The organism is aff. Roholtiella sp. LEGE 12411 (genome assembly GCF_015206995.1).
Taxonomy (GTDB): domain Bacteria; phylum Cyanobacteriota; class Cyanobacteriia; order Cyanobacteriales; family Nostocaceae; genus Komarekiella.
Map to the genome: position 1 here is coordinate 52,436 of NZ_JADEXR010000004.1, position 21,865 is coordinate 74,300.

The following is a 21,865-nucleotide window of genomic DNA, read 5'->3' on the forward strand; positions in this document are numbered from 1 at the left end:
AAATACTTTCCTGCAAGCTCAATCAATGATCACAGTGATACATCATCAAAGAGACGCAACACACCGCACAGATCTAATCTCTATCGCATCAGAGAGATAACATGTACCCCCAAACTTATTAAGAATAGGTCTGAGGATTTCCAAAACAGGTTTGGCTTGATCTGGTAGGCAGAAAGCGATTACATATACATTGTCAAGCTCTGTAGTTTCTCCATGGGGACTTCTACCTGCCACATTCCGAATTACAGTATGCCCATGCACACCTGCTTTATCTAAGCCGTCTAATATCTTTCCCAATTCAACGGCATTGGCGATAACTTCTATTCTTTTTACTGAGTGCATAATATCATCTCCACAGTGCATTGATGCCGTAAAAGTATAAAGGAATACCGATAATAATATTAAAGGGAAAGGTAATTGCTAAGGCGCTAGTTACGTACAAACTAGGATTAGCTTCAGGAAGTGTTAACCTCATAGCAGCGGGAACAGCTATGTAAGAGGCACTAGCACACAAAACTGAAAATAAAAGCGCATTTCCCTGCGGCATCCCGATTAGTCTTGCTAGAAGTATCCCGATTGTTGCATTTAAAATCGGGATCAAGATAGAAAAAGAGATCAAAAACCAACCGGCTTTACCAAGATCTTTGATTTTTCCGGCAGCTACCAGTCCCATATCTAGTAAAAAGAAGGTTAAAACTCCATAAAATATTTCTTGGGTAAAAGGCGCTTCCAACTTCCAGCCTTTTTCCCCTGACAGCACACCGATTAATAGGCTTCCAACCAAGAGATAAACAGAACTGTTAAGGAAAGCTTCTTTGAGAACTTCCGACCAAGAAAAGTCACCATCTTCCTTGTCTATGTCATATATTCTTACCAGCAGGAGTCCCACAATGATGGCTGGAGATTCCATTAAGGCTAAAGCCGCTACCATGTAGCCACTAAACTCAATGCCAAGTTCACTGAGAAAAGACCCAGCAGTAATAAATGTGACTGCACTGATAGAACCATAAGTGGCGGCGATCGCAGCTGAATTGTATAAATCAAGTCTGATTCTTAGAATGAAAAATGTGTATATTGGAACAATGGTAGCCATCATGATGGCTGCAAATAGCGTCAGTACGACTTCTTGACTAATTCCACTCCTAACAAGTTCAGCACCTCCCTTGAACCCAATAGCAAGTAGAAGATAAAGAGAGAAGAGTTTGGGTAAAGGTTGAGGAATTTCCAAATCCGACTTGAATATAACAGCCGACATTCCGAGAAAGAAAAAAAGAATTGGTGGGCTTAGGATGTTAGACATGATTAGGCTTGCATTCATCCCCACCTCTCCTTATATTTGCGTAAACAGAAGCAAAAATTTTGATCATTAATAGTCACTATGTGCTAACTATAAACAAGTATGCCAATCTTATGTCGGCACTCAAATAAGCATAAGTAACTATGCTTTTTGGATGACTATGATGCATAGTTTATCAGAATAAGCATAGCCTTCATAACTTTTTAACTCAGGCTGCTTCGCTTGGTGAAGTCAAGGGTCAAGAATGGTTAAATTAATCGCACCCGAACAAATTATCGAGACGTCACGGTTATTACTTGAGCCGCTTGTACCAGATCATGCCTCGGCTATTTACAAGCAACTGCTGGATCATAGGCTTTACCAGTTCATTCCACAGTCGCCGCCCATGTCGCTACAGACTGTAGAAACTCGATACCTTACTTTATCCTCAAGACTTTCGCCAGACAAACAAGAGGCTTGGTTAAACTGGGTAATCCGTTTTCGAGAGTTTAGGGAATATGTTGGGATATTAGAAGCAACAGTACATACTAACCGTACCGCAGCAATTGCTTACACAATTTTCCCACTGTTTTGGCGCCAGGGCTATGCAAAAGAGGGATGTTCGCGTGTACTTGAATACCTTTTTAAGGAATATAAAGTAAGTGTTGTCACAGCAGATATAGATACACGTAACATTGCCTCCATTAGCCTTGTTGAGGCGCTTGGTATGAAGCTGACTTCTACACGAACAAATGCCGACTTTTTCAAAGGATCTGTCAGCGATGAGTATCGATATGAGATGGTGTCGCCTCTTACTCCACTCTCTGGTTCAGTAGATAAAAAACCTTTTTTGGCTCGGTGATGCGATTGCGAACTGTATCTGATGAAATATCACCTCAGATATACTTAGCCGAAAATTTTGCTGTATAAAAATTATAGCCTTAGCGTAGAATTTTACGGTTTTGGCACGGTGATGCCTAAGTCCTAATATTCTAACGTTTCGGCATAATTCCTGTGAGTAGAGTTGCAACCCAAGTAGAAACAAGTGCGCCAGGAAAGAATAATATCATCGGCAGAAACCACAACCATTCAATCTGGTAAAAAGCGAGGCTGGCAATTGACAGAATTACCGTGCTGATACCTAAAACTGCCAAACTGATTGTGTAAATTGCCATTGCCCTTCTCGTCCAACCTTGCTCACAGTTAAACGTCGCCGCGACTGGAATCATCAACAAGCCAAAAACGATCGCACTGATTAAAGCACTAAGATTCTTGGTACAAAACCATAAAATACAGGATGCGATCGCACTCAAAAAACAAGCACCCCACCAATTAGATTGCTGGATTTCCTCTGGTGAAAGTGCCAAGCGTCCGAATTGATCAAACCGCAACATCAGGGTAAACAACGGATCAGCAATCCAACTGAAGATAACGAATAGCAAATAAGCGATCGCCACCACCGCCACCAAGGGTGTCAACCCAGCATTTGCAAAACTGGCAACCAACATCCGCATGGAGAAAAATAAGCCAATAGTGAACACCCAACGCGTGCGATGATTTAGCCGACTACCCCACAAGAAATAACGCAGCATTAATCGATAAATGGGGTTTTTTGCTTTTAGTGCCTCGACAGCTCCTTGACGTGCCCATTCTAAATTAGGGTTGAGGTGCAACGCTTGACGAAAATATTCCAAAGCTTTCTGTTGACTACCACCGTGGGACAACAAAATCCAACCGCTGCTGGCGTAAGAAGCAGCATCCTGGGGAGAAGTAGCGATCGCTCCTTTGACTGCGGCGATCGCTTCTTTTCCCCGTCCCAATTGCGATAGTGATAGGGCCCGGTAATTCAAACACTCTACATCTTCCGGGTCTAGTGATAACCCTTTAGTTGCTGCTTCTAAACTTGCTTGCCACTGCTTTTGCTGATAAAGGCATCGTGCCAGGAGGGCAAAGTGAGAGGCTTGATAAGGGTTGATCTGAATTGCTTCTCGAATCGCTTTTTGTGCCGCTGCAAGTTGCTGACGTTCGCAGAGAATATATCCCAGTATATAGTGAGGAAATGGCGAATCAGGAGCGATGGCGATCGCAACTTCTGCCTCCAGTGTCGCTTCCTGATATCGCTGCTGACAACTCAAACACAACCCCAAAACCGCATGAATTCCCGCATCATTTGGAGACTCAGCTACAGCTTGTCGCAGTTCCTCCTCCGCCATTTGATAGCGGGATTGCTCTAATAACAGCTTTGCCCGCTCAAAGTGTACAACACCCATTACATTTTTAAATATTTCAAAATATCATCGTATAAACCGCCCTCATTCGCATATAGCGCGTAGTTGCGAGCTGTGGCAAACCACTCTTTGGTAGAAGATTTGACGTTTGCTGCTGCTAAAACCAAATCCTTTGTCACTAGCGGCTTGGGAAAACCAGTTTTCATCGCTTCTTGCAGTTTTTTTTCCACTGCTAAATCGATCACAGCTTTTAAGTCAGCCCCGGAAAAATGCTCTGTCTTTTTGCTAACTTGCTCGTAATCAATTTTATCTACAGGCTTACCACGACACAGCAACTGTAAAATAGCTGCCCTAGCAGAAGCGTCTGGTGGTGGGATAAAGAGAATGCGATCAAAGCGTCCAGGACGCCGAAACGCGGCATCCAAATGCCAAGGAGCATTAGTCGCCGCCAAAATTAACACCCCTTCATTAGAACTCTTGACTCCATCTAGTTCTGAGAGAAACTGGTTAATCACCATGCGACTGGAACTTTGACGCAAATCGGTACGGTTGGCAGCCAAAGCATCGACTTCATCGAAAAAAACTACACAAGGCTGATTTTCTCGCGCTTCTTCAAATATGGCGTGCAAATTCCGCTCACTGTTACCCAACCACATATCTAGGACATCATTAATGCCAACAGAGATAAAGTTTGAGTTAATCTCGCCAGCAGTTGCACGGGCTAGATAAGTTTTGCCACAACCGGGAGGGCCATACATCAAAATTCCGCCGCCGATCGCTTTCCCATAAGCTTTGTAAAGTTCCTGTTGCGTCAGCGGATAAATAATCTTGAGGCGAATTTCATCTTTAACTGTTTCCATCCCTCCCACATCTTGGAAAGAAATCTGTGGGCGTTCCAGCTTTTCATCATCAAGGGCGAGGTGATCAAAATTAGCAGCGCGGACTTTACCTTCTACTACATCTTGGGTGTGGCTATCCTCTCCAATACCCAAGAGTTCCGCAAAATTGGGATCGGCAATAGATGGATCAAGAGCGATCGCACTGCGATACTGACTCACTGCTTGCTGTACTGCTCCTGAATTTAGCAACAAACGAGCATGGAGTAAATAAGCTAGTGCTGGACAGTTAGAGTGTTTGAGTAGTTCTTCGACAATCACCAAAGATTGATTGTGCTTCCCTTGTTGGTAAAAAGCCCTTGCTAAACCAAGTTTCAACTGTGGTTCGTCCCGCGCCAACAGCATTGCTTGACGGTACTCCTTCTCCGCATCTTCCAGTTGTCCAAGACTGAGAAGTGTATCAGCAAGGTGTTGCCTGAGAGGTACATTATCAGGAGAAAACTTCAACGCCTCGCGCAGTGCCCGTACCGTATCATAGCTATTGGTCATATTGATTTAGTAATTTTACTTTCAATTAAAGTAATTGCTAAAAAGAGGTAATGATCATCATAGCCTCGGCTTTTCGGTTTTATGGAGAAGAAGGGACGGAATGTGCTACTGTACAGCGGTGACTTTGGAATATTGAGCGCCAGCTTTAGCATTGTGCCTTTTACTGACGCTAATTCTTCCTAGCGTTTTTAAATTGCTGCATAAGACGGATGAATTTTACAGCACCCGCAAAATCTTATAAAGATACATTAATAGAGATTATGCTTGTGGTTCAACGCCGAGCGATCGCAATTGTTCCATCAGGCGATCGGCTCTTTGACGTTCTTGTTCTGCTCGTTGATGTTCCTGTTCTGCTCTTTGACGTTCCTGTTCTGCTCGTTGACGTTCTTGTTCTGCTCGTTGATGTTCCTGTTCTGCTCTTTCATCGCCAGTCAACAATAAATTACCTTGCAAATCCCACCAACGCAACCAGGGTAACTCCACATTTTGATAAACTCCTAGCCAAATGCCTAACTCAACTCCCATAGGTGCGATCGGATAATGTCCGTGCTCATTTGCTGCTAATAACTGATATTGTCCACCAATGAATTCGTAGACTTCTACACTAGCTTTTTTAACTTCATAAATACCGTAGAAGGCAGGACGAATCACCTGCTCATAAATCCAAAATTTACCCTTCCACGGGGTTTTGTCTCTTTCCTCATTCCCATCTCCAGAAACGAATTCTAAGACAATCAACGGGGCAATATACTCTCGCCAATATACATAAGACCTCCGCGTTTGTCCATTCAGCAAGGGTGGTACATTCGGTACAAAAAACCAATCTGGTGCTTCTGCTCCTTTTTCCGGGGGATCAGTCAAGCGCCAGTAAATGCCTAAGTCCTGACCAATACAATATTGACCATCAGGATGTAATTGTTTGAGAACGGGTGTAATCGAGTCAGTCAGTAAGATACTTTGGGGATGCTCTTGCCAGTTTTTCACAAACGTGCCATTGGAGTCTGGTAGCTGCGTATGGTCAGGAAAAGGGGTGAGATCGGTGGGTGGATTAGTTGCAGAGGTCATAAGGCCACCTTTGCACTGGATAAGGGTTATTTTTTAGTTTAGCAATATAGGGAGAAGATAAGGGCGATGTCTGAGTTGATACTTTCTTGTTCCAGAGTTGATTCATCGCCTTCCCTTTGTAATTTTCTACAACATTAATTGCTTCAAATTCTACAGGCAAAATTCTCAATAAATAAGTCTTATTGAGAATAATTGACCGATCTTTTTTTACCATAATTCGGTCAAACCTTTGCACCACAATGACAAAAATTGGGCTTTAATACAAGCTTGGATCTTAAGATTCTTTACTCACAAATACAAAGCCGCGTGTTTTACCTGAAGTAGAATCAGTAGTTGCGATCGCCTTCCATAAATCTGCTGTTTTTACCCAAACTGGTGGATATTTGTAACGAGAAACATCCATAATTAAAAATCTATCTGTCTGCTCATTATATGCTGCTAAGGGGGAGATATGCCCGCCTTTCTCTTGACCAATTTCTTTACGTAAGTAGTTAATTAAAACAAAATTTTTCGGCTGTTTTAAATTCTCTGCTGTTAGCTTGCGAAATTGTTCTAAACTAGTGTTAGCAGCGTGGTAAACATTAACTTTAACACCGTAGCTAGCTAATAATCCTCCTAACTGATCTAGAGTCATCCCTTGACGAGAAACAATCTCAGGAGCCAGCACTTTTTTTGTAGCTTCATTACTAAAAAAGTTCTCTTGAGTGAATACTCGATAGGGCTTGTATTGTGGTGCTTCCGGTGCAGGAACTTCCAAGCTGTTTAATACCATAACAATACTTGCAACGCCACAATATGCCTGATTATTTTGAGTAACAAACTGTATACTCAGTGGAAAAAAATCTTCTCTCGATTTACTGTCAATTAATAACTTTTCTCCCTCGTCTGAGTTAAAACCAATCAAATTAGGTGAAAGAGATAATGTTTGAGAGAAAACAGTCCCACTAGAGATACATAGCCCAATAACCGAAGCTTGAAGCAATGCTTTGGTAGTTTTTAAGAAAGTGTTATTCATAGCTCAAACCCACTAAATAAATTAATTTAATATCATCATTTTAAGCAGAAGAATTTTTAATCTTTTTGAAAGAATCTAATCCTTTTAATTTACGGAACTCTTGTACAACATCTTTAATATTTCGTAATTCTCCTTCAACTAAATTATTTAATTGCCGCATTTCATCTGCTGAAATCTTACCAGCAAGTTGGGCGATCGCTTTTCTTAATTCTGGATATTTCTGTAAAGTTTCTTGACGGACAATTGGTGCTGCTTCATAGGGAGGAAAATACTGCTTATCATCTTTTAAGACCACAACACCCAAGCGAGAAATCTGACCGTCTGTAGAACTACCCGCCACTATATCTACCTGTTTTTGAACCAGAGCACGATATACTAAACCCAAGTCCATAATTTGGGGTGGCTTGACAAAATGTAAGTCATAAGTTTTAGCTAACCCTGGAAAACCATCTTCCCGCTCCAAGAATTCATAGCCAAAACCGCCACGCCACTGCGGTGTATATTGACTGATTTGGGAAAGAGTTTGGATATTGTAGCGCTTAGCATCTTCACCGCGAATAATCATCGCAAAGGTGTTTTCAAAACCCAAAGATGGCATTACTTCTAAATTGAATTTTTGGGCATAAAATTGTTTTAGTTTCTCAAAAACTTCTTTGGGATCACTAACTGCTTTTTGCTTTAAAATACCAGTAAAAGCTGTGCCTGTATATTCAATATATACATCAATTTTACCAGAAGTAATTGCACTATGACAAATAAAAGAACCACCTAAACGAGGACGACGATCTACTTTTAAATTAGTTGTTGCCTCAATTTGCTGTGCTAAAAGTTCTCCTAAGATGTCTTGTTCAGTAAAATCTTTGGACGCAACAATAATATTACCCCCACTGCTACTATTTACATTTGGCTTGCAGCTAGTGATTAGCAGTAACAAAGCAAAAGTTAAAAAGCAAAACGCCAAAAATCTTTTCATAACTTGCTTAATTTTTAATTTTTAATTTATTCTCCATCCATCCAATTACCAAGTCAGCCAGTAAGGCAATGACCGCCGCTGGAAACGCCCCAGCTAAAATTAACTGATCATTCACTACTGATATTCCGCGAAAAATAAACACTCCTAACCCACCAGCACCAATTGCGGCTGCGATGGTTGCAATGCCAATGGTAATTACAGTTGCGACTCGTACCCCTGCTAAAATCACTCCCATTGCCAAAGGAATTTCGACTTGCAACAACAGTTGTGTATCTGTCATACCCATCCCTTTACCAGCTTCTCGAATAGCTGGATCTACACTCATAATACCTGTGTAAGTATTGCGAATTATTGGTAAAAAAGAATATAGAGTCAAGGCAATAATTGCTGGTACTACGCCTATTCCGGCAACGGGAATGAGTAAGCCAAATAGTGCCAAACTGGGGATAGTTTGCAAAATATTCGCTATCCCAAGAATTGGTTGGCGGAGGTATGTTTTGCGTGTAATTAAAATACCTAATGGAATGCCTACAAAGATGGCAATACTGATAGCAATACCCACCAAGAATAAATGTTCTAGAGTGTGCTGAAGAATTTCTGGGGCATACTTAACAAGGAAAAAATCTTTCATAAAGTGTCTTTCAGGGAACGCAGACATTGAAGAAAAGCTAGACTTTCTGGGTGTTGCGATCGCATAAATTCATCTGTTGTCCCTAATACTACCAATTCTCCTCCATACATTAAACCAATTCTCGATGCTAAAACAAAGGCTTCTTGAATATCGTGGGTGACAAAAACAACTGTTTTGCCTAATTCCTGTTGTAGATGCCGAAACTCTTGTTGTAGTTCTAAGCGCGTAATCGGGTCGAGGGCGCCAAAGGGTTCATCCATCAATAATACTGGCGGGTCTGCTGCTAAGGCTCTCGCTACACCAACTCTTTGCTTTTGCCCTCCCGAAAGCTCATGAGGGTAACGCCCTGCAAATTGTGCAGGTTCCAAGCCTACTAAGTGCAGCAATTCATAAACCCGCGTTTTAATTTGTTTAGGTTGCCAATTTTCTAACGCGGGAACTAAACCCACATTACGTTCAACAGTGAAATGGGGAAATAAACCAGTTTCTTGAATTACATAACCAATTTTGCGCCGTAGTTTAATCTCATCCCATTGAGTTGTGGGGATGTCATTAAATAAAACTTCGCCTTGTGTAGGTGTAAATAAGCGATTAATTAACTTCATAGTCGTAGTTTTGCCGCTACCACTACGTCCGAGCAATACCAGCGCTTCTCCTTGGCGGATGGTGAAATTGAGATTGGACACCAAAGGCCGATGATTGCGGCTAAAGGTGACATTACGGAATTCGACAGTGATTTGGTTATTTTGCGGCATCAGTAAGTTTTGGTAGCAGCAAGCTGGTTATATGTAATTATGTGCTAATTTTGCTAGCCTGCTAACGCTAAACAAGATATGTTCAGTATCAGCTAAACTAGAAGCCATCTGATCCACGATGCCGCATTGCACGCCAGCACAAGTATTTCACGAGAATAAATAACACAAAATTAGCCTTAAGAAAAGAGAAAAGATGGTTTTTTAAACTTAATTTGGGATTAAATTGAGTAGAACGGGTATGGGGAATAGAGAATAGGGAAGAACAAGCTGCAATATTTTCTAGTTAATCAGTAGCTTGGTATATTTGCAAAAGTGACATGCACTATCCAATCAATGACTGCACTTAATCATCTCTGGCTCCCTGCACCGACAGATTTAACTTTGCTACCGGATGATGTCCATGTCTGGCAAATAGACCTCGACCAACCAGAGCAACATCTACAATATTTGGCTGCTACCCTGTCCAGTGACGAAATTGCTCGAGCTGAGCGGTTCTATTTTCCCAAGCATCGGCAACGGTTCATTGCCGGTCGCGGTATCCTGCGAACTATATTAGGTCGCTATTTAGGTATGGAGCCGCAAAAGGTGAAGTTTAATTATCAAGCTCGTGGTAAACCAGTATTAGCAGATACATTTGCCGATAGTGGACTAGTGTTTAATTTGTCTCACTCTGAGAACTTAGGTTTGTGTGGGGTAAATTGTACTCGCCAGATTGGTGTGGATTTAGAGTACATTCGCCCAGTTTATGACTTAGAATCTCTTGCCAAAAGGTTCTTTTTAGCTAGAGAATATGCTGTATTGCGATCGCTATCTCCCAACCAACAGCAAGAAGTATTTTTCCGCTACTGGACTTGCAAGGAAGCTTATTTAAAAGCAACTGGAGATGGATTAGTTGGGCTAGAGCACATTGGGGTGTCGTTAACTCCCACAGAACCAGCCATATTACAGACATCTGAAGACTGGGGACTTGTTGAACTAGTGCCGGCTAAAGATTATGTTGCAGCTGTGGCTGTAGCAGGTTTTGGTTGGCATTTAAAATGCTGGCAGTATTGATGTCATCCAAACCAAACTTCGGAGGGTTCCCTCGTTGAGCGGACTAGCGCGGGAAACCCAGCGATGCGACTGGCTCTCCAATGCCCGATTTTCAAGACAGGTTTTATTTATTTTCTTGCATACTTCTCACAATTTTTGTTACCTGTTTTCTGGGTATAAATCTAACGCTTTTTGCCATGATTTTATTTAAAAAACCAGGAATAACAACGGTTTTACCCCGCATTAAGGCATGATAACCAATTTTAGCCACTGTTTCTGCATCCATCATCTTCTTACCCTTGAGCAGCTTAGAGCCTGCCATTCCTGTTCTTTCATGAAAGGCAGATTCGGTTGAGCCTGGACAAAGGACTGTCACGGTGACACCTGTACCTTCTAATTCATTGGCGATCGCTTCTGAAAACGATAATATATAGGCTTTAGTAGCAAAATAAACCGCCATCAAAGGGCCTGGCTGAAAAGCAGCAGCTGAGGCAACGTTTAAAATTTTTCCCTCACCTTGCTTTACCATATCCTTGAGGAATAACTTAGTTAAATGAGTGAGACACACTAAGTTTACCTGTAGCATTTCTAGTTCAGTGGTCAGATTTGTTTCATTAAATAATCCATAAGTCCCAAATCCGGCATTGTTGACTAGCACATCAACTTGGATAGTTGCTTTTTGCAACTCTGTAAAAATCTCTTCTGGAGATGTTGATATAGATAAATCCTTGACAATAGCTTTGATGTAAATACCAAATTCTTCTTGGAATTTAGACACCATTTCTATGAGTTTTAGCTCATTTCTATCTACTACTACAAGATCGTAATCATGAGCGGCAAAAATACGTGCTAATTGGTAGCCAATGCCACTAGCTGCCCCTGTAATCAGAGCAGTCTTTTGGCATTGACTTGGGTGTATTGTGTTCATGTCATAAAGTTGGTGAATTCAACTTGATTAAGCTGTTTTACATTGACATTTACAGTGGCGATCGCTTGCCTAAAATCAAGTAAGCATATTGGCTGAAGCTACAAGAAATATCTTGAGTCTTTAGCCTTTTAAATACTTGTGTAGTGCGTTGCTAGATAACTTGATAGGTGTAGCAGTGAAAACCTAAATTTAGGGCTTACGCATTGTAAAAATTAAGCATCAATGCACTTAGTTTATTTCAGACTGCTCATTGACCACTCTATATACATCTGATAAGTTATCCACAAAAGCCTGGAAAAGGCAAACTTTTATGTTTAACAATTACCATTGTATACGCGATTATTTATCTCAATGTGTAAGTTCCAAAAATTTATATTTGTAAGCGTTATAAAATAGGGCAATTGCATTGCCGCTGTTGGTTTGGGAGTTTTGGATTAGCATTAGAAGCGCTGATTCTTGAATTAAAGATAAAGAAAGGTCTAATATTCTTCCTTATTTCTTAAGATTAAGTATTTCTATCTAGGCAATTTAACTCGAACACTAAGTCAATATTGAACGTCAGAATTGAAAAACCGGGTTTATGTGCTTGAGAAGACAAAAACTTTATTGCTTCAATCCCAACCAACCCGGCTTTTATAATTATTTAATTAGTGTTCTATGCGACATTCAAGAAACCGCTTTGAATCAAATAAGCGGTATAAGTCATCAACAATTCAGAGTCAATTGGTGGACAAACAATGGAACTGCCAGCTAGAGCATGAAGGGTATCTTGGCAGCTAATATGGGGTCTTTTGGCTTGCAAATATAAATCAGGAATGGTCAGTTGTTCATCAGACCAGCGCTCCAGTAAAAAAGGTCGCAGGGTATATAAAGGATTGTCTACAGAAGACACATTATTAATTAACTCTGCTTGCCACTGTTCATAAGGAATCATCTGAACTGGATAACCAAAAGAGCGTATCCACTCAACTAAGTTCTTCAAGGAAATGGGTTGAGGATGTTGCAAATTAAAAGCTTTACCTATCGATGCTTTCTGTCTTGATAGATAAACAATGGCTTTGCTAACATAGTCCACAGGAGACATATCCAACATATAGTCTACATCGGGAAAACTTCCCATTTGCAAACAGCCCTTGGTCATCAGATTGATAAAGTCATGTGTGTTGCAAATGCCTGTTTTGCTATCTCCTGAAATCAATGGTGGTCTATAGATAGTAATAGGAAGTCCTCGTTCACCAGCAATCTTGACTAACTTTTCAGCCACCCATTTAGTCTGAGAATAACCCAGGTAAATACCTTCCCAATGACTAAATTCATCCTGTTCTTTAACTACCTTGCCAGCATAAGCAGGTGATTCAAAAATAGCGACGCTAGAAACGTAATGTACAGGCTTGACTTTAATTAGACATGCCAATCGTAAAACTTCTTGAGTTCCTAGAACATTAGCTGTTTTCAGTGCTGAATAGGGATAAACATAATTCAGCAAAGCAGCACTATGATAAATAGTATCAATGTTGGCAGCTAAGACTTGAAACTGTTCAGAACCAAGACCTAAAAGTGGCTGAGATAAATCACCGACAACAGGAATAATTCTGGAATTAAACTGTTCTTGCCAAACTGCGTATTGTTGCAGGTTCTTTTGGAGTTTGGTCTTACCTTCTTCTGCATTAGCAGCACGCACTAAGCAATATATATCTGCCTTAGTTTCTTCTAATAATCCCTGGATTAAAAATGCTCCTAAAAAACCTGTGCCTCCAGTTATAAAGATTCTCTTGGGTTCACCTAGCACGTTAGGTACAGCACCAGGATGAATAGTAGGGTCAAGAACAGCCTCGGCTTTCAAATTTAGAACAGGGGTGGCAGTATTGACATTCCCTGTGTCTTGAACCTCTGACTTTTCTTGTAATTCTTCAGCTAAACGCTGTGAAAGAGCTTCAATATTTGGGTAATGCCACAAAAGAAGTGGAGATGGTTGAAATCCCAGCAATTTCTCCAATTTACCCACTAGAATCATTGCCTGGGCTGAATCCAAACCATAGCTTTCTAAATGCTCTTTGACATCTATTTCATCGGTTTCTAACTTGAGCAAAGCAGCTAAGTTAGACACTAAGAAAACTTGAATATCTGCCGCTGTACAAGCCTGTTTTATACTCATTTTTTAGCTCTCCAATCGTGTAGAACAAGGGTGATATTGACTGTAATAATTAGGTATTTGCAATCCTTGAATTTTTAAGCTTTGGATACGGTATAAAAAGACTGCACCAGTCATAATTTGGTCAGCAACATCAACGACTCGACGATTTTTTGGTTCAGATAGATAAGAACCTTTTACCCAGTCATTAAAACTACCCATTGCTGGGCCACACCAAATTTGATAATCGACTTCTCGACCTTTTTCACCAGAACTAGACCAACGGGAAGATAATCCTAAATACCAGCGGAAAATTAAAGCCATTTTGAGCTTAGAATTATTCACAGCTTTGCCTAACTTTTCAGGATTTTTTTGCGACAAATAAGCCGCAGTTCCTTCCCATACCTCAGCAATACTTTTGCGAAAAACTTGCTTTTCTAATTTCTCTCTTTCTGCTAAAGGAATGTCTTCAATCGAATCATAAGTTCGATATAGTTCAAATAATTTCTGCGCTCGCATCGGGAACATCGTACCCCGTTTGAGGACTTGAAGTTTCACCCCCATTTCAAACATATCTGCGGCTGGAGCCATCATCACATCAGCCATTTCTGCTTGAGCTAATAGTTTCTTAGTATGTTCACAAGCACCAGATTCAATACATGACTGATTAATTGAGCCAGTCATAATATAAGCAGCACCCATCATAAAGGCTGCTAAAGCTGATTGGGGTGTAGCAATTCCTCCTGCGACGCCAACTCTCACGGGTGTTTGGTAATGATATTGTGATTGAATATCATCACGTAAAGCAATCATCGAAGGTAACAGACAAACTAAAGGACGATTGTCTGTATGACCACCAGAATCAGCCTCAACAGTAATATCATCAGCCATAGGAACTTTGGCTGCAAGAGTTGCTTGTAACTCAGTAATGAGTCTTTGCTCAACAAGTTCCTTGAGGATTTTAGCTGGTGCAGGCTGGAGAAATTTAGTCGCTACTTCTCGGCGAGAAATTTTAGCAATGACTTTATTTTTGATTTGAATTTGATTGGCGTCATTTAAACTAAGTCCAGCAGCACGGTAGTAGACAATGTTGGGAGTCAAGTCGAGAAATGCGGAAGCTTCTACCGTTGTGACTTGATATTTGAGATATAAACCTACCGCACGCCGTTCAATTGCAGGTTCATTGGGACTATGAATTAAATTAAAAGCATAAGGGCCTTGAGGTAAAGCTTGTTGAATGTGATTAATCGCTGCTTCTAAACGCTCAGGAGTTAAACCACCAGCACCAAAGGAACTTAAAATTTGCTGTTTACCAAGTGCAATCACCATTTCTTCAGAAGCAATACCGCCAGCCATTGCACCAGTAACATAAGCATATTTGACGCCATGAGAAGAGAGAAAATTCGGATCTCCTAATTGTTGAATACGAATTGGTGGGACAAATGTCAGCAGTTCTACTTGTGCTGTTGTGCCATGAGCAACAGGAGATAAATATCCTTCGTTAGTGACACCAATTCTTCCAGCAACTTGAACAATGTAGCAAGGTTTATCTAATACCATCAATTTTTCTTTGATGGCTGATTGCTCAAAAGATATAGATTCTAAAGAACCTTTCCAAACTTGGTTTTGCTTGTAGGAATAAGTAGAAAAACCAAGAGCATTGCTATGTTTTTTGAGTACTGTATCCACAGTTTGCATAATATATACCTCGAATGAGAAATGCTAACATCATCACGGATGAAAATTGGGCGTTTTATATCCACTTCATGATTTAATATGCAAACTCAATAAGTTACTACTTATTGATTAAGCAAATTTTCGATGGCAGACAATTGTAATTGGATGATTGCACTTAGTTGCTTACTAGATTCTTGTCTAGCTTCTAAAAAGGCAATGTGTGCTTTATTAATACTGGAATTATTAGCAATCAGTTTTTGATACTGAGACTTACTAAAATTTAATAAGGCGACTGGATGACCACAATTGTTAGATACAGTAGCAGAATTCGGAACACTTTGATTAATTTTCTGTTGATGGACATTTGATTTAGAAGATTGTAATTGTTCTTGAAATGGAAAAGAATCGTTATCAATAATGCTTGGATTTGTAGAGAAATTAATAATTTCAAACTCTCTAACATTAGGTATGGTTTGATGCTGCTGTACAACAGGCTCACGCATGAATTTACTAGTTTGATTTTGAAAAAACTTACGGTTTTCATGACTCAAGATTTTGGCGGTAATTGAATTGCCACCCAAGGTAATAATTCTGAGAGTTGTTTGACTTTGGTTAGCAGTTTCTTTGGCTAAACAGTAAAGTGGTGATAAGTCTAAATCAACTTGATGGCTGAGGAGTTTTGCTAGTGCTTTGATAATGGAAGTATGGTCGTCAATACCTCTGCGATTAAGAGATACTGTAATGTGTTCTTTATTTTTGAGGATTGTATCAATCAATCGAGAACAGACACCACCAGCACCAGCTTCGACAAATATTTTTGCTCCATCATCGTAGACACGATTAACTAATCGTGGAAAATCAAGTTGTTCACATTGGACTTTTGCAATACTGTGAGCGATGGCTTCTCTACGAGAGGCTTCCCCAACGCCGATCGCCTCATTATCGAGTGTGATAGGTTGATACTCAGCAGCGGAATAAAAAACAATATCTGGGATATTTTGGGATGGTAAGGTGTTTAGCTTCCTGATTTCCTCATATTCCGATCGCATCGCCTCACAATGGATTACATAATCGAAGGGAGCAGGGAAAGCGTTGCAACCTAGAGTGTTGATCAATCTCTCACAGGCTGCTGTCTCACCAGCAATTACGACTTCTTCGGATGTATTAATTTGAGTTAAATAAACACGATTCTCGTTTTTAAGATATTCTCTGACCTGGGATGGACTGGCTATGAGAATATAGTTACTCCAAAAATTATTGTCTGTAGATGAAGATGCTTTTGGTAATCCCCAATATTCACGCACGGCATTTTTCGGGCCCGATAACCTGTCTCTAAACAGAGCCGATGAGTTAAAGATGTTACTCCCTTGATAAAAATTGCTCCAAACTCCTTGGGCAATCATCATACTAACTTCACCCAGACTATAGCCAAACACATATTTTGGTTTGACTTGAAAATCATCACGGATAATGGTAGTGATTAGTCTGGTAACAAACATTTCCTCTTCAAACATTACCAGAGTGTTATTATGCAATTGCTTTTCCAGATTTTCCAGTTGTCTGGTTGACAATTTATTTAAGCTTCTGGGGTAAACCAGCTTCTCAACCTCGGTAGCACGGTTGTAGAGATTATTGCTTTTTAAGTCCTCGAAGGCTTTGGGGAATAAGCGGAAAAGATTACGAGCGATGCCAAGATAAGAATTGACTGCGGCTGGATAAACGTAAGCAATTTCGCCCTTTTTACCCAGTGGTTTAGCTGTAAAATAACTACCTATGGGTGTTTGCCAGTCTGCATCTTGCTCAAAGGCGCTATTAATACCTTTACGAGCAGATTCAATTTCTTTAACTAATTCTTGTTGGTTACGTCCTGCGATCGCTATGACATAATTTGTCTGTGAACGCTCTTTAAAGGTAATAAATGTCTGGTTAGCAGCAACTGATAGAGAAGAGCAATTTTCGATGGTTTGTTGGAGATTATCTAAAGCTTCTAGTAAATTTGAACGCTCTACCGCTGCTAGGGGAAAAAGATAAAAAGGCTTTTGCTGTAAATAGCTGCTGCTGCGCTCTTTCTGGTTAGGTTCTTCCGACAAAATTAAATGAGCATAACTCCCATCTATCCCCATACTATTAACTGCTGCTATTCTGCGTGTCCCATCTTTGCTAAGAAACCAAGGTCTTGATTCCGTGGCGACATAAAAAGGGCTACCTTCCCAAACTTGTGGTGTCTTGACGCCAGACCAATTAGGGGTAGCAGGAATGTATCTGTAATGAAGGCACAGAGCGGCTTTAATCAAACTGGCAATTCCCGAAGCCACATAAGTATGACCGATATTAGACTTGACGCTACCTAGAGCACAGTTTTGACTATTGTCACTTTGACAATAGGCTTGGAGTAATCCTGTGATTTCAGCTTCATCTTCTTGGGGTATACCACTACCACAAACTTCCACATAGTTAACGTCTGTAGATTGAATATCTGCCATCTGGAAAGCTTGTTTGCAGACTTGGTTAATAATTTCCTCATTTTTATGGCCTTGTCCGAAACTAATGGCATCAATGACTGCATAAATGCGATCGCTTGAGGTGTTGGCACAGGCGTTGGCGCAGCCACCGCCGTTTTGTTGTGCTGTTTCGTAACGCTTCAGGACGACTGCGCCTGCACCTTCGCCAATCATCCACCCATTCGCTTTTTGGTCATAACTTAAGGTATTGACACCAGTATTAATTTTTGCCAATTGGTTTCGCAACAAGACATTTTCCACGCCTCCTGCTAAATCAACAGCACCAACAACTACAGCATCAACTTCGCCAGTAGTTAGTAGCATTTGTGCCACTTCCAAGGCTTTGAAAGCAGAAGTTTCCACCGCAGTTACGGTGAATGCAGGCCCGGTGAAATTCCACAGCGCAGAAATCCGACTCGCCATGATATTGGCGATGTAACTCAAATATTCGCCAATATCTACTTGAGAGTGAACACTATCTTTAACAATAGTTTCCAGTTGAGCAATTTTGTCTGCTGACAAAGAAATATTGGCAGCATTCAGACCATCTTTGATCTGCCAAGACAAATTCCATCTTTGCTGCAATTGATGAACAGAAAATTCTGTCTCGGCAGCAATAATAACTGCGACATTGCCTCCTTCTGGAATGTTCGCATCTTTCAAGGCGCGATGGGTAACTTTTAGTAGTAGCAATTGTTGAGGATTGAGTTTCTCTAATTCATTTGGAGGGATTTTATAAGCTAAATAATCGATTTCAAAATCTGTAATGTATGCCCCCAAAGGTGCTTTTCCATCTGCTAAACCATACTCTTTAAGTAAGTCTTCTTTCTCTTCTATTCCATACCATCTTTTAGGTGGTAGAGAAATAAAATGCTGTTTACCTTCATAAATACTACGTTCAAAAGCATCTAATCCATTGCACTCACCAAAAAAGGCATCCATACCGACGATCGCAATTTTGGCTAGTGGCACAGGTTGAGTTATGCTGATACTTTCTTGTTCAAGACTCATTTTACTATGTCCCCTTGTTCAAGAATCAAATGAGAGTTAGTTCCTCCAAAACCGAAAGCACTTAAAGCTGCGCGTTTAGTTACAGCATTATTGGGCCATGTTGTTGGAGTTCTGACAATATTTTTCGCGGAAATTATACTATCCTCAGAACCTATAGGTTCTGTAACATTAATAGTTGCTGGAATCACGCCATGAGACATACTTAAAATTGTCTTAGTTAAGCTAACCATACCGGCAGCGACTAACAAATGACCGACATTAGCTTTGGTAGAACCAACCAAAGGTGCTGCTTGGTGTTGACCAAAGAATGTTTCTATAGAGTTGAATTCGGTAGTATCTCCCAGTAAAGTGCCAGTGGCATGACACTCCATATAATCAATTGCTTTTGGACTGAGTTTTGCCTCAGTATAAGCTCTCTCAAAAGCCAATGTTTGCCCTTTAGAATTAGGACTAAGTAGGTGCTTGCCCTTACCATCATTTGAGAGTCCATTACCACAGATTGTAGCTAAAATTCTATCGCCGTCTCTAACAGCATCATTATATCGTTTGAGTACGACCATCCCAATACCTTCGGCTGTAATCAGTCCTCTGGATGATTTATCTAAAGGGCGACTAATTCCGTTTTCTGGATAACCTTGAATACCAGAAAACAACATCTGTAAAAATAACGGATCAGAACAACTGATTGCGCCAGATAACATCAAGTCAGCTTTACCAGACCACAGATAGTGAGATGCTAACTTAATTGCATAAAATGATGATGAACAGGCAGCATCTATACAAAAATGATTACTAGATAGAGAAAAAGATTGGGCAATTAAAGCTGCCGGGAAGCCAGATATCATCGCATTGTATGGAGAAGGTTTAGCGGCTGTTGGTAAAGCTGCTAAATGAAAATCTGGCTCCTCTAAAAGTTCGGCGATCGCAGGTTCAATAGTTTTATCATAAATTGGTGCAAATAATCGAGTAGACGATTTAGTTGGGAACGAGAGATTTCCCAAAATTACCCCACATTTTGAGAGCACATTTTGATTTCCCCAATAACCACTCTGCACAATTGCTTGCTTAGCAGCATAAAGCGACCATTTAAAGGTATTATCCAAGCTTTCTGCAAAATCTGATGACAGATTGTATTCACTGGCATCAAACTGAAAGTTACGAATGAATCCTCCCTTGAGAAGATATATTTTTTCTGATTGACCTTTATCTGGATTGTAAAAGATTGTAGGATCTATCCCCATTTCTTCCACAGTCATAGATGATGTAGAATCTTTTTGCTCAGTTATATTCTGCCAAAATTCTTCAGGGTTTTTAGCATCTGGGAAAAGGCATGATAATCCGATAATGGCTATTTTTTCCACTGTTGATATCCGTTACTGTAACTTCAAAATTGCAACAGCAAAGAGTTATTAGTTACGTCTGAGTAGTTGCATAGGCAAAATAACTGCTTTGGCTTCAAGAGTATGTGTGTATATTTGTCCTTGACGATTATGGAGAATGAAATTGGCAGTGACACTACTTTCATTTTTTCCCTTTATTTCACAAGAAACATAAAAAGGTTCATTGCATGGTGTAACAGCAAACTGTTCAGATAACCTCAACTGTCCAGGTAAACAAAGCTCTTGATGAAAATGGCTCAACCAAATCCATAAGGATTGCGTACTTAGGTCAGTTGTATAAGGATTGAACCATTGGATGGGAAATTGTCCTTGTTGCTTGCTTGTAATTTCTTGCCAAAGACATTCGATAGTAATTTTCTCTTGACTAATATTTAAAACTCTGGTGATTTGCTGAAATGATGATCCATGAAATAATGAAAAGTTTCCATTTTGATAAAAATCTTTACCAGTAGTATTGATGATATTATCCTCCATGAGATTCATGGACTCATAAATGGGAATAGCTGGTATTTCTTTGACTAGTTTTATGCAAGCTTGGAAATGATAATGAATTTTCTCTTCAGAATTTTTACTCAGTATTGTAGTTTGTAATTCCAGAGAATCAGAATTGCTGTGCTCAACTTCTTGCAACTCTAGAATGTATTCGCTTGCTAGAGTTTCATTAAAAATAATTCCCTTCAAAACTTTGAAATTTTTAAAACTAAAACATTTATAACCTGGATATAGTTCCTCACAAGCATTAATCATCCAGGACATAGCACAGGTAGCTGGTAAAACTGGAGAACCAGCAATGACATGATCGTACAAAAAAGGATTTTCTTCCAGTGTCATCCGCCGACGAATACGATAGCTTCTTAGTTGCGAATCTAAGGGTGCAGGAGTCGGTCTGATTCGACTACCAATCACAACTTGTGTATTGTGATGATGATTGGGATGCAACTCGTTGACTAACATTTGTGTGCCAACTTCCACAGGAATAATCTCAATACCCCGTTCAGCAAAAGCCTTTTTGAGTTCGGGTGTCACCATACCACTATCCCAAGCTCCCCAATTAATCGCCACCGCGTGACAAGCAGGATAGTTTTGTTTAATTAAATGGGCTGATTTGTTGAGAATTTCATTAGCGATCGCATAATCAGTTTGACCAACATTCCCGTAAAATCCAGTTACAGAAGAAAACAAAACTAAATGCTGAAGTTGCTCAGGATTGACACAAGATAAGAGATTTTCCAACCCCTGAACTTTAGCTGCATAAACCTTCTCAAAATCCTGCTCTGTTTTCTTTTCAATTAACTTATCAGCCAAATTACCCGCACCGTGGATAATTCCTGTAATCGCACCCAAACGTTGCACAGCAGCAGCCAATTTTTCCTGTAAAGCCGCCGGCTCTGTAACATCGACACTAATATATTCTACTTGGGCTCCAGTTAATTGAATTGAACAGAGAGTTTTTTGGATTTCGCGGCTGGAAGTAATCTTGTTATATACCTTTTGCACACTCATCGGTGTGGGTTTTTCACCTAGAGCCAGAAGATTCTCCATGATGCGTTTTTTCAAAGCGGAATCTTCAAAACAACCTTGAGCAAAATCAGGCTCAGTTTCTAATAATTCTGAACGACCCAGAAGAATAAACTTGCAAGGTTGGTACTGTGCTAATTTGATAGTACACTCAGCCGTAATTCCTTTTGCACCGCCGCTTACAACAAACACAGATGATGGACTAAGCTGGGCTGTTTGTGTCATAAATCCTCTGAAATATCTGCATAAATCTAATTACTTATTTCCTCTGCGGTTCGTTTCCAAATTTTTGATATAACCGCAGAGGAGCCAGTGCGTTGTAGCAACTGGCGTCGCCCC

18 protein-coding genes are annotated in these 21,865 nt (G+C 40.3%); 2 read left to right on the plus strand and 16 right to left on the minus strand.

Annotated elements, in window-relative coordinates; genetic code table 11:
- Nucleotides 1-45: 45 nt before the first annotated feature.
- Together IQ246_RS02025 and IQ246_RS02030 are read right to left on the minus strand one after the other, a co-directional pair.
- The gene (locus IQ246_RS02025; RefSeq protein ID WP_193999632.1) at nucleotides 46-342 is read right to left on the minus strand and encodes a P-II family nitrogen regulator; all 297 of its coding nucleotides are present in this window, start codon (nucleotides 340-342) and stop codon (nucleotides 46-48) included.
- Nucleotides 343-346: 4 nt separating this feature from the next.
- Nucleotides 347-1,318: a sodium-dependent bicarbonate transport family permease gene (locus IQ246_RS02030; RefSeq protein ID WP_193999634.1), complete on the minus strand. Its 972-nt coding sequence runs from the start codon at nucleotides 1,316-1,318 to the stop codon at nucleotides 347-349.
- 223 nt (nucleotides 1,319-1,541) lie between these two features.
- On the opposite strand from IQ246_RS02030, the gene IQ246_RS02035 reads away from it, so the two are divergent.
- Entirely contained in the window at nucleotides 1,542-2,138 is a 597-nt protein-coding gene (locus IQ246_RS02035; RefSeq protein ID WP_193999636.1) for a GNAT family N-acetyltransferase, read from the plus strand.
- A gap of 130 nt (nucleotides 2,139-2,268) precedes the next feature.
- Here the strand turns inward: IQ246_RS02035 and IQ246_RS02040 are convergent, their stop codons facing one another.
- From IQ246_RS02040 to IQ246_RS02075, 8 genes are all read right to left on the minus strand, one after another.
- A complete protein-coding gene (locus tag IQ246_RS02040; protein ID WP_193999638.1) occupies nucleotides 2,269-3,546 on the minus strand; it encodes a tetratricopeptide repeat protein in 1,278 nt (425 codons plus the stop codon).
- Nucleotides 3,546-4,889, minus strand: coding sequence for an ATP-binding protein (locus IQ246_RS02045; protein WP_193999640.1), 1,344 nt, complete (start codon nucleotides 4,887-4,889; stop codon nucleotides 3,546-3,548). The genes IQ246_RS02040 and IQ246_RS02045 overlap by 1 nt, the downstream gene beginning before the upstream one ends.
- 258 nt (nucleotides 4,890-5,147) lie before the next feature.
- Complete coding sequence (locus IQ246_RS02050) at nucleotides 5,148-5,954, minus strand: Uma2 family endonuclease (protein WP_193999642.1); 807 nt, start codon at nucleotides 5,952-5,954, stop codon at nucleotides 5,148-5,150.
- Nucleotides 5,938-6,168, minus strand: coding sequence for a hypothetical protein (locus tag IQ246_RS02055; protein WP_193999644.1), 231 nt, complete (start codon nucleotides 6,166-6,168; stop codon nucleotides 5,938-5,940). The genes IQ246_RS02050 and IQ246_RS02055 overlap by 17 nt, the downstream gene beginning before the upstream one ends.
- A 60-nt stretch (nucleotides 6,169-6,228) precedes the next feature.
- Nucleotides 6,229-6,969, minus strand: coding sequence for a phytochelatin synthase family protein (locus tag IQ246_RS02060; protein ID WP_193999646.1), 741 nt, complete (start codon nucleotides 6,967-6,969; stop codon nucleotides 6,229-6,231).
- Between the two features lie 40 nt (nucleotides 6,970-7,009).
- Entirely contained in the window at nucleotides 7,010-7,942 is a 933-nt protein-coding gene (locus tag IQ246_RS02065) for a glycine betaine ABC transporter substrate-binding protein (RefSeq protein WP_193999648.1), read from the minus strand.
- Between the two features lie 7 nt (nucleotides 7,943-7,949).
- Nucleotides 7,950-8,573, minus strand: a complete 624-nt coding sequence (locus tag IQ246_RS02070; protein WP_193999650.1) for an ABC transporter permease — start codon at nucleotides 8,571-8,573, stop codon at nucleotides 7,950-7,952.
- Complete coding sequence (locus tag IQ246_RS02075) at nucleotides 8,570-9,328, minus strand: ATP-binding cassette domain-containing protein (protein ID WP_193999652.1); 759 nt, start codon at nucleotides 9,326-9,328, stop codon at nucleotides 8,570-8,572. Before IQ246_RS02075 ends, IQ246_RS02070 begins: the two co-directional genes overlap by 4 nt.
- Before the next feature lie 333 nt (nucleotides 9,329-9,661).
- Between IQ246_RS02075 and hetI the strand changes: the two genes are divergently transcribed.
- The gene (gene hetI, locus IQ246_RS02080) at nucleotides 9,662-10,381 is read left to right on the plus strand and encodes a 4'-phosphopantetheinyl transferase HetI (protein WP_193999654.1); all 720 of its coding nucleotides are present in this window, start codon (nucleotides 9,662-9,664) and stop codon (nucleotides 10,379-10,381) included.
- A 103-nt stretch (nucleotides 10,382-10,484) separates the two neighbouring features.
- Here the strand turns inward: hetI and IQ246_RS02085 are convergent, their stop codons facing one another.
- The 6 genes from IQ246_RS02085 to IQ246_RS02110 all read right to left on the minus strand — a co-directional run bounded on the left by IQ246_RS02085 (nucleotide 10,485) and on the right by IQ246_RS02110 (nucleotide 21,751).
- Complete coding sequence (locus IQ246_RS02085) at nucleotides 10,485-11,288, minus strand: SDR family oxidoreductase (RefSeq protein ID WP_193999656.1); 804 nt, start codon at nucleotides 11,286-11,288, stop codon at nucleotides 10,485-10,487.
- A gap of 655 nt (nucleotides 11,289-11,943) precedes the next feature.
- Nucleotides 11,944-13,443 carry a thioester reductase domain-containing protein gene (locus IQ246_RS02090; RefSeq protein WP_193999658.1) on the minus strand — a complete coding sequence of 500 codons (1,500 nt, stop codon included), beginning with the start codon at nucleotides 13,441-13,443 and terminating at the stop codon, nucleotides 11,944-11,946.
- Between the two features lie 3 nt (nucleotides 13,444-13,446).
- A complete protein-coding gene (locus IQ246_RS02095; protein WP_193999660.1) occupies nucleotides 13,447-15,117 on the minus strand; it encodes a PfaD family polyunsaturated fatty acid/polyketide biosynthesis protein in 1,671 nt (556 codons plus the stop codon).
- Between the two features lie 101 nt (nucleotides 15,118-15,218).
- Nucleotides 15,219-18,608: a type I polyketide synthase gene (locus tag IQ246_RS02100; protein WP_193999662.1), complete on the minus strand. Its 3,390-nt coding sequence runs from the start codon at nucleotides 18,606-18,608 to the stop codon at nucleotides 15,219-15,221.
- A complete protein-coding gene (locus IQ246_RS02105; RefSeq protein WP_193999664.1) occupies nucleotides 18,605-19,969 on the minus strand; it encodes a polyketide synthase in 1,365 nt (454 codons plus the stop codon). Before IQ246_RS02105 ends, IQ246_RS02100 begins: the two co-directional genes overlap by 4 nt.
- Nucleotides 19,970-20,017: 48 nt before the next feature.
- Nucleotides 20,018-21,751, minus strand: coding sequence for an SDR family NAD(P)-dependent oxidoreductase (locus IQ246_RS02110; protein WP_193999666.1), 1,734 nt, complete (start codon nucleotides 21,749-21,751; stop codon nucleotides 20,018-20,020).
- Between the last annotated feature and the right edge of the window lie 114 nt (nucleotides 21,752-21,865).